The sequence below is a fragment of the Hyphomonas sp. genome (assembly GCF_041689225.1).
Taxonomy (GTDB): Bacteria; Pseudomonadota; Alphaproteobacteria; order Caulobacterales; family Hyphomonadaceae; genus Hyphomonas.
The window spans coordinates 1-8733 of the sequence record NZ_JBDNGN010000042.1 but is presented as its reverse complement, the minus strand read 5'-3'; the positions used below and the strand labels follow the sequence as shown (position 1 = coordinate 8733).

8 protein-coding genes are annotated in these 8733 nt (G+C 58.2%); 3 read left to right on the top strand and 5 right to left on the bottom strand.

Translation table 11 applies throughout. The features are described from left to right. Window positions 1–173 precede the first annotated feature (173 nt). Both ACESNB_RS03470 and ACESNB_RS03465 read left to right on the top strand, forming a co-directional pair. Window positions 174–377: a hypothetical protein gene (locus tag ACESNB_RS03470; protein ID WP_373003893.1), complete on the top strand. Its 204-nt coding sequence runs from the start codon at window positions 174–176 to the stop codon at window positions 375–377. Continuing rightward, complete coding sequence (locus ACESNB_RS03465; protein ID WP_373003890.1) at window positions 365–493, top strand: hypothetical protein; 129 nt, start codon at window positions 365–367, stop codon at window positions 491–493. The genes ACESNB_RS03470 and ACESNB_RS03465 overlap by 13 nt, the downstream gene beginning before the upstream one ends. A 63-nt stretch (window positions 494–556) precedes the next feature. Here ACESNB_RS03465 and ACESNB_RS03460 read toward each other — a convergent pair whose 3' ends face one another. The 5 genes from ACESNB_RS03460 to ACESNB_RS03440 form a co-directional block, all read right to left on the bottom strand. Beyond that, on the bottom strand, window positions 557–2074 hold the full coding sequence (locus ACESNB_RS03460; protein ID WP_373003887.1) for an IS66 family transposase: 1518 nt from the start codon (window positions 2072–2074) through the stop codon (window positions 557–559). A gap of 48 nt (window positions 2075–2122) precedes the next feature. Further along, window positions 2123–2476 carry an IS66 family insertion sequence element accessory protein TnpB gene (tnpB, locus tag ACESNB_RS03455; protein WP_373003884.1) on the bottom strand — a complete coding sequence of 118 codons (354 nt, stop codon included), beginning with the start codon at window positions 2474–2476 and terminating at the stop codon, window positions 2123–2125. Then, a complete protein-coding gene (locus ACESNB_RS03450) occupies window positions 2470–2880 on the bottom strand; it encodes an IS66 family insertion sequence element accessory protein TnpB (RefSeq protein WP_373003881.1) in 411 nt (136 codons plus the stop codon). Before ACESNB_RS03450 ends, tnpB begins: the two co-directional genes overlap by 7 nt. A 231-nt stretch (window positions 2881–3111) precedes the next feature. Beyond that, window positions 3112–4455, bottom strand: coding sequence for a sialidase family protein (locus tag ACESNB_RS03445; RefSeq protein ID WP_373003878.1), 1344 nt, complete (start codon window positions 4453–4455; stop codon window positions 3112–3114). A gap of 47 nt (window positions 4456–4502) precedes the next feature. Next, complete coding sequence (locus ACESNB_RS03440; protein WP_373003875.1) at window positions 4503–7544, bottom strand: hypothetical protein; 3042 nt, start codon at window positions 7542–7544, stop codon at window positions 4503–4505. Between the two features lie 239 nt (window positions 7545–7783). Here ACESNB_RS03440 and ACESNB_RS03435 point away from each other — a divergent pair, with 239 nt between their 5' ends. Then, entirely contained in the window at window positions 7784–8521 is a 738-nt protein-coding gene (locus ACESNB_RS03435) for a L,D-transpeptidase family protein (protein WP_373003871.1), read from the top strand. The last annotated feature ends 212 nt before the right edge of the window (window positions 8522–8733 follow it).

Here is an 8733-nt window from a genome sequence, read left to right as displayed (position 1 = left end):
TCGGCGACCTGCCGAAAGACAGTAACTCCAAAGCCGCCAAGTAAGGTGCTCTTTGTGCGCTATCTCTCCGAACTCGATGGCACACCAGCACTGGGGCAAGATCACCTTCACGAAAGCCGAGTGATCCTCCTGTGAATCGATCCGCCAGCCTTCAACATGACAACCATTCCATCATGAAAACGCTCTTCATCAGCACCCTGCTCGCGTTCGCCACCTGCGCGGCCTTCGCTCAGTCACCCGACCTCACCCTTGCGCGTGATGAGAAGCGATCAAGAGCCGCCGAATTGCCGCAGATTCCGGTGCATTTCACGCTCGACAAGCCCAGCGTGGTGACGCTCGTGTGGATGACGCGGATGGCAAACGGGTGCGCAACCTGATCTCGGAAACGCTGTTCGAGGCCGGCGAACATGTCGTCCAGTGGGACGGCAGGGACGATCACAAACCGGAGCGGGTGAATGCGCAACCGGTGTTCCGCTTCGAAGGAGAACCGTAAGCGGTGCGTCGGCCCCCCCTTGACAGACGGAGCCATAGATGTCGTAGAACTGCGCTATGACGTCTATGCCGCAGCCAGTTCAGCTGCGCGCTTGCGCTTGGCCCAGGCTTTTGGAGTCAGCGCGACGATCTGCCGATTGGTTGCTCTCGGCAGGATCGTGAACATCTCGCGCAAGTAGGCGAAGGGCTCGATACCATGGGTGCGGCAGCTGGCGATGATCGAGTAGATCACGGCACTGCGCCAACCGGCGTCAACATCGCCGATGAACAGCCAGTTCTTTTTGCCGATGGCAGTGGGGCGGATGGCGTTCTCGGTTAGATTATTGTCGATCTCGACACGGCCGTTGTCGACGAACACAGTGAGTAGCGCCCATTGCTCCAGGCAATAGCTTAGCGCTTTGCCGAATAGGCTTTGGGGCAGGTGTCGATGAGTGGCCTGGAAGCGAAAGAGAGCGCGATGAATGCGCGTTAAAATAGGAGCGCTTTGACTCTGGCGAATGCTCTGACGCAGGGCTGGTCCGGCGCGAGCTTCGCGCAGTTGCGCTTCGATCCGGTAGAGGTGAGCGATCTGGCGCAGGATCCACGCGGCGCGTTGAGGGGCTTCTTCGAGCGCTTCATGGAAGCGTCGGCGGGCGTGGGCCATGCAACCGGCTAACTCAATGCCTTGACGCTCGCGAGCGAAGCTTTTGTAAGCGCTATAGGCATCGCATTGCAGGATGCCTTCGAAGCTGTCCGGCACGGTTTGGCGCAGGCAATCGGTTCCGCGCCCGGGCCACCAATCGAATATCGTGTCGCCGCCGGGAACGTGATAGGCCCAGAGGTAACCTTGTTTGGTTTTACCATTGCCAGGGCAGAGGTATTTGATGGGCGTTTCGTCGGCCTGGACGTAGTTGCTGGCAAAGATCTCCTGGCGCATCTGGCGTTGAAGAGGCTGTAGCCACTCAGCAGCCGCCAGGATCCACCTGGCTTGAGTTTGACGCGGCAGCCACACATCGTGACGGCTCTCGTAGATCTTTTCCTGACGATATAGCGGAAGGTGATCTGCATATTTACTAATCACGATATGCGCTAATAATCCCGGCGCGACTTTGCCGCCTTCAATCAGCTTCGGCGGCAGCTCAGCGATCACTGGCGCAGCTTCTCTGTCGGCGATACTGACATACTTGCGCCTCACGATGCGGCGGCAGAAGAAGCGGCCCGGTCGATAGTCTAACAAGTCGCTGCGTTCCTCGCCGATCTGCCGCCAGGCCTGCGGACAGGCGCGCACCGCAGGCGGGTCGATCACTTCTTCAACCACCGGCAGGTTGTCCGGGATGCGCGGTCTGGCCTCGGCTGGGGTGCGGCGCTTGCCCTTGTGATCAGGGGCCCCCGCCAGCAGCTGCTCGATATCAGTCGTGGAGGGGGCGTCGTCTTTTTTTGTGCTGTCAGGATCGAAAAGCAGCTGCAACTGATCGGGATCGAGCTTCTCGCTTCTCGGGCCGTAGATCTGGCGCACTAACAGATCGATCTTCTGCTCCAGGAGATGAATCCGCTGACGAAGAGCTTCGTTTTCTTTCTTAAGGCGCCGAACATCCTCAGCCATGATTACACACTAGCACACCTGTCAAATGCCAGGGCGCAAAGCACGCCTTCAATCGCGCTCATACCACGCCCGGCGGCCACCGGCACGCAGCTCGATGCCGTCGGTCAACATCGCCAAAGCCTCGGGCGTGAGATTGATTTTCTTCGTGTCGCTCTGAGCGCTCTTTGGCCAACTGAACGTTCCTTCCTCCAGGCGCTTGGCCATCACCCACACCCCAGTGCCGTCCCAATATAGTATCTTGAGCCGGTTCCTGCGCCGATTGGCGAAGACGAAAATCGCCCCGCTTCTGGGATCGAGTTTCAACTGCTCGCTGACCACCGTCCAGAGACCATTAAAACTCTTGCGCAGATCACACGGCTCCAGCGCCACGTAAACCTTCAGACTGCCCGCGAAGCTCAGCATGATGCCAGCTCCCGCAAGAGTTCGGCCGCCAACTGCACCTGTCGCCGATTGGTGATCACGATCGTGGCAGCGGACGGTAACTCGACTCGCAACGCCTCTGCGCTTTGCTGCGCCGGGCTGAGTGCCTGCTCGGCCAGCACCACTTCAGCCAACGTCAATGCGCTTGCGCCGCCTCCACCCGCTTCCTGGGAAGCCTGCTCGCTCTGCCGCTGCCTGCGACGCTTTCGAACCCATTTGGAGAAAGTCGCATACTTGATCCCATGCAGCCTCGCAAAGCCCGCCCCACTGGTCCCACTTCGCTCGAATTCGTCGAGGATCGACTCGCGTTCTTCGGGCTCGGTTCGCACCCGGCCTCGGGCATCGACTCGCGGCAGACGCTGAGATAATAGATCCTTTTCACTCATAGATGTCATAGCCGATACGCTATGACCTCTATGCTCCCTTTCTCAATAGGTGCCCGGCGTGACGCTTACGTTTAAGAAAGCGCAAGATGCGTTGCGCTGACATACGGCTTTGGGATTGGTCGAGGCTTTCGCGATCATGAAACGGACGCCAAACGAAGCGCTCGACGATCGCCAGGCATTCCCATTCTTTTGTCTTGGCCGCCAGAACGCAAACAACCGGGCCGATTCGGTTTATCGACTCTTTGTCCTGTCCAGATCCTGGTTTGGCGTCTTCCAAAGAATGCGAGCGGCGTAGACGCTGTTGTCGGAGCCGTATTTGTTGCCGGGAACCGTTATTCCTTTCGGGCCCTGCATCCACTCGGCCGTGGTAACCCACGTCTCATTCGCATTGACCTCGGTGACGCCAAAGGCGTTGCCCAGGCCCGCGCCGCGTTCGGGGATCAGCACGCGCTCGGTGCTCCGGATCACATGGAGCTTTTCGGGGTCGACCTGGGCGATGAACAGTGGCGCACGATGGCGGAAGACGTGGTCGTTGTTTGCGCCTTTGCGTGTGTATGCGAGTAGCAGGCCATCGGTGTGAGCCACCCAGTGTTGCTGCGTGTTCTGACTGCCGAGATCGCCGCCGTCGTCGAAGCGCCACCGCTGGACAGGCCCAAAGTGCAGGCCGTCTTCCGAGGTGGCCACGTACGCGGCGCGGTCGTTGCGCATCGTCAGATAGTAGCGTCCGCGATAGCGCGTCAGCGAGGGCTCAAACACCCCCGTCTGCCGACCGCCCGGGAGCTTGTATTCGACACCCGGTTCGACCGGTCGCTGCAACTCGTCGCCATGTTCGATGTACGCCAGCTTGCGACCGTCGAAAGAACAACGCATCACGGCGGTATGGTAGGGGCTTTCGCCGGCGGTCTTGAAGTGGAATGGAAGCAGGATCTCGCCGTTGGGCAAATCGATACGTTGACTAGCTCCGACGGTCGCGTAGAAGAACTTGGGATCGTCGGGCATGACGATCGTTTCCCACGGCGTCCACGTTCGCTCCTGCGGATCGTAGACCGAGTACGCGGTCCGCGAGGGCGCTTCGTTCTGACTGATCTTCACTTCCGCGCCAGCAGCGTTTTTCTTGTAGCGCACCGTCGGCCCGGTCCCGAGCAACTTGCCGGAAGGCGCGTGCCACTTAGGCACGAAATCGCCAACGATGATCTCGATTCCGTTCGGCTCCGTTCGTCGGCCCAAGGTAACCGGGTGTTCGATCGGTGGCAGCCACGTTTTCCCCAAGTCGTCGGAACGGACTTCATTGACGGCATAAAAGACGTCACTCCCGGTCAGCAACAGTTTCTGCATTGTGAAAACGACGCTCGGCTTCGCGCCCGGGACGACGCCGGCTCGCGGAGCAACCCAGCAGGTCTTGCCGTCGAAGCCCGACATGATCGTGTCGAGCTTGACCGTGTAATCGAGAATGGTCGGCTGCTCGCTGTCGTCCGTCGCATCTTTGTCCGTGGCGTGAAGACCTTGCGGTCCCGCAGTCACACCGAACCAGTACGCGAACACCAGGATCCAGCTCAGGGATTTTCGAGTGATCAATGCGTTCTGATTCGATACTCTCAATGGAAACTTTGATAGGCTACTTTTCATGGCTCGGGGGGAATGAAATCGGCGATCACTCTCACGAATGGCTTGGCTTGGGCTCGGTCCTTTGAGTCCCAGCCGATGACGAAATCAATCGACCCGTCTTTGCGTTTTAGATCGGGCATGAAGCAGCGGACACAATTTCGAAGGTCCTCACAGTCGTTGCTGTCCGCACCGTCGATTCGCAAGTAGGGTTCAATGGTCAAGGTACCGTCCTGGCCGACCACGATGCGATTAAACTGAACCGACGCTCCCACTTTACCAGCGGGTGCGGTCAGGATAAATTGTTGGCCGTCGGGAGCGGTAAGAATCTTCTCACCGGGACGCCTGAAGCCGATCATCGCCACAGCGTCTCCGTCAGGAGATTTCATTTTAACACCATCGATGAACTGCTTTTGGGCAATGCTGTATGTGTAAAGCGTTCCGTCCTCCGTGAGGATAATGAGGAATCGCTGGCAGGGTGATAGAGCAAGATAACTTCCGACGCTCTCGCCCTGCTCCGTGACCGGCAACGAGAAGCCAAAGAGATCGCGCAAGCCCTCGTCTTCCGACACTTCGTAGTTAAATACCTTTTCGTCCAAATTGCCCGGGACGAGGGCCTTGTCCTGGGCGCCGAGTTCGTCCACAAACACCCTGCTCGGCTGACCACTGCCAAAGACCTCCTGCCGTCTGCCGCCGTCATGAGCGTTCCAGACCATCCGGCTCTGAAGCGTGCCCAAGGATCCACAGCAGCGGCTCATGTAGGCTGCCGTTTGGGAGGGAACGGAATCGGTCGAGGTGCCCGATCCGAGAAGATTCGGGTCGAAGACTTCAAGCCCTGTGCCAAACGCCTCGCCTCCGCGGCCCGAACGGCTTGTGCCGGAGTCCATCAATCGGCCTCCGAACACTGGTAAGATCCGATCGTATTGCTTTAAGCCTCCGCGCGCATGTTGATCCACCGGAACCGGCACCAGACGGCCATTATACATTTCCGAGGTCATCGAATCCAACACGTTGTCGCCTTTTGAGTATTGAATGCGGGTCATTCCGGTGTAACCACCGAGATAGAGCCATTGCTCCTCATCGTGTTCGACCCAGGCGGAATCGTAAACTCCCAGGCCTGCGGCAATGCCTGCCCTGGCCGGCAAAGCCGTCTTGCGAACGACGCGCTCGTCTTCAATTCTTGAAAAGTCGAGCGTTGACAACGTGTAGGCTACATAATCGCAAATCGCCACAGCCTTGTCCGGCTCGCCGGGAACCGGCGTGACGAGGAACGCAGGTCCCATACTCGCTCCCCCTTGCAAGGATTCGACCAGCGGACCTTGCGCTTCCGGAGTGGCTTTGATCCTCTCGACGATGTCCCAGTTCACCGTCACGATCCCTTCGGGCGCTCCCGCGTAGGTCCGGAGATCGTGTTTCGACGAGTGCGGAAGCAGCATCGATGCGTTCCACCCGTCGCTCATCAAAAGCTGTCGAATCGAAGCGCGAGGAATTACCAGTCCATCGGTTCCGGCAGGTCCGACCAAGTGACGTCCATAGATATTTCCGACGAGATGCACCTTGGTCTTGCTGACGCCGTTGATCTTGGCTTCTTGGGTCGGCGCGAAGGTTGTGCTCCCATCCTTCGAGACGGTATCGGAGAGCGAATCGACTTCGCCGAAGGTTTTGTTGTCTCCCTGGTCGTCGAGATCTAGGCGCCAAGGACCGCCGGCAGATTGTTTTCCCGCCGGCAGAATCAACAGCCCGGCTTCGGTGACGATGGGCTTTCCGAGCTTTCGTTCATCCGCTGCGGCTCCGATGGTCGGACCGGTCTTATAGAACGTGGGATCGGCGGTCTCCCAGGTTCCGACATGCAGCCGAACATCGGAGGAAAATGCTTTTGCGTCGCGCCAATCTTGCGGAATCGAGAAGAGCCCGCCGATCCGTCGCTGCGGGACATCGCTTCCCGGCGAAGGGGGGCCCGTCTTCAAGTCGAGGATATCGACGAGAAAAACACGGCCATGTGCGCAGACCATCGTCCAGTTGCCGCTCAACCATCCCGGCGAGTCCTTCATCGTGGCACCGCCGGGACACAATTTCTGCAAGTCGAACGGCGGCGAAATTTCGAACTTTCCCGTATTCGGGTCGAATCGGACCACCCGATACTCGGCGATGAAATAGATCCGTCCGTCGTCGTCGATGGCGGAAAGGGTTTGACCTAGGTCGGCGTCTCCTTCGCCGAGTATGTGTCGCTGCGTTCCTCGCCAATCCTTCTCTTTCACCTTATCGGTAACATGTACGCGAACGTCGTCGCCGATGTTCACGGTTTCGTCTCCTTGGCCTTTTCCCCAAGCCTCTTGAATGGGAATTTCGAACAAGAACTTCCGCCATCCGGCCAGCTTGGCGCCATCATACAGGGCCCTCTTGTAACTGATATACAAACTGGCTTTAGTCGGATCATTCGGCGCGGCCGTCTGCCGACTCAATACGTAGCCGCCGCGTATCGGAGCTTCGCCTTGCGAAATCACCGGAAACGTGATGTCTTGCTTGGAGACCGACCGGCTGGCTGAACCGATTTGGACGGACCGTAGTTTCTTGACGTCAGGAAGCGGAATCTTCGGTGAAGCAAATCCAGCGCCGGTGATCGCCGTCCCGGGTTCAATGTAGGCAAGGGCCCCAGCGGGTGAGACCGAAATTTTGCTTGGCACCGGAATTTCGACGATGGGCGCAACCGACTTCTCTGCGAGCACCTTTCCGGTTGCATCCTTCACTGAGATGCTCACTCCGGCGCAGTTCCCAAATTTCGAGAGATCGACAACGAGCGTGCCTTTGACGGCCGCGTCGGATAGGTCAATTAAAAGATCCTTGTCGTTGCCGTCGCCGCGCAGTTTCAGCTCCGCGACCAGCCCGATGTTCGCTTCGCGAAGAAGATCGAACCGATCCAGCATGACAATGAGTTCGTCGCCCGTGCGAAACACCTTAATCGGCTCGGCGGCGCGAATGGCCGTGCCAGGGATGAGCGCGATCGCGATCCGGCTGAGGGGATGTTTCGATGCGTTAACCGGTTGGGGGTTTTGTGATTGCATATTGTTATACTATCTGTGTGTTGATCCTTCCGCTAGGAGTCTGTCGGACTTAGATCTTTAACTGCCTGAGATTTCAATATTCTCGAACCAACATCTTTCGTGGAAAGAATACTTTACCTGTGAGGGCTTAACTGGCCATTTCGACCTAAGAACTTCTTTGAATCTCGCTAAGTCCGACAGACTCCTAGGGAAACTTTACCGATGGGAACCCCAGCATCTTCTCATCGTTCGCCCTTGCGGTGTTCACTCAGCAGCTGCTGGCCGCTCCACCGGATGGGGCGCCGAATCCGGTTCGTTTGAGCGACGGGCATCGCAACGTCCCCAGCGTTTACACCTGGGACGACCACGAAACGCTCAACGATATCTACGGCATGGCTGAGGTCGATTTCGTTCACGATCGTGCACTCGGGAATCGTGTAGATCCCATGGGGAAGCACTTTGGAAATCGCCGCCTCCTCCTCCTCGGTCGGTCGGGCGGAAGGCGTGCTGAATCCCGATTTGGCCTTGAGCGATCGAGGTCGAGGGCGATGCGCTTTCTCGCCGGTTGCGTCTCAAATCCCACGCCCGCTCCAAGTCTTCCGGGCGCGGCAGCTGCTGGCGCGCCGAATATTCGCGCCATCGAAATCAACGCCGCCCAAGGGTCAGCTTACATCGACGATCAGGTCTACACCGAGTTGAGCCCTGACAATGCGCGAATCGAGATCTCACAGGCCGAACAACGGGCTCGGGTTTACGCGGGCGACCGGCTCGCGATCGATACGCCGGTTTCGACGGGCGTCTCCGCGCATCCCACGCCAAGCGGGTTGTTCACCATTCTCGAAAAGAAGCCTGCCCATGAACGCAAAAAGGGGACATTCTACTTTTTCGGCTTTCTGTGGCGTCCGCGTGGTCGGAGCGAGGACTCCAGTCCGAGTTGGACGGCCGTTGACTGCTGCCATGCCGAATCGCCGAAGGGTGTCCCCCGCGAAAGACTGTGACGCAATGCTTTGAGTTCCGCTTGCGTTTCGGCTCCGTTGACGAACCGTGTCCACTGCGAATGCTTCGGCAATGTAACCGTTCACGGCAGTAAATTGGTAGTTCGCAATTCGAGCAAATTGTTTCTATTGCGTGGATGGAAGACAAGGACGTCATCATCACTGATTTGCGTGCGTTCGTAGAGTCGCTGAGGGCTGAGGTCAAGTCACTGAAG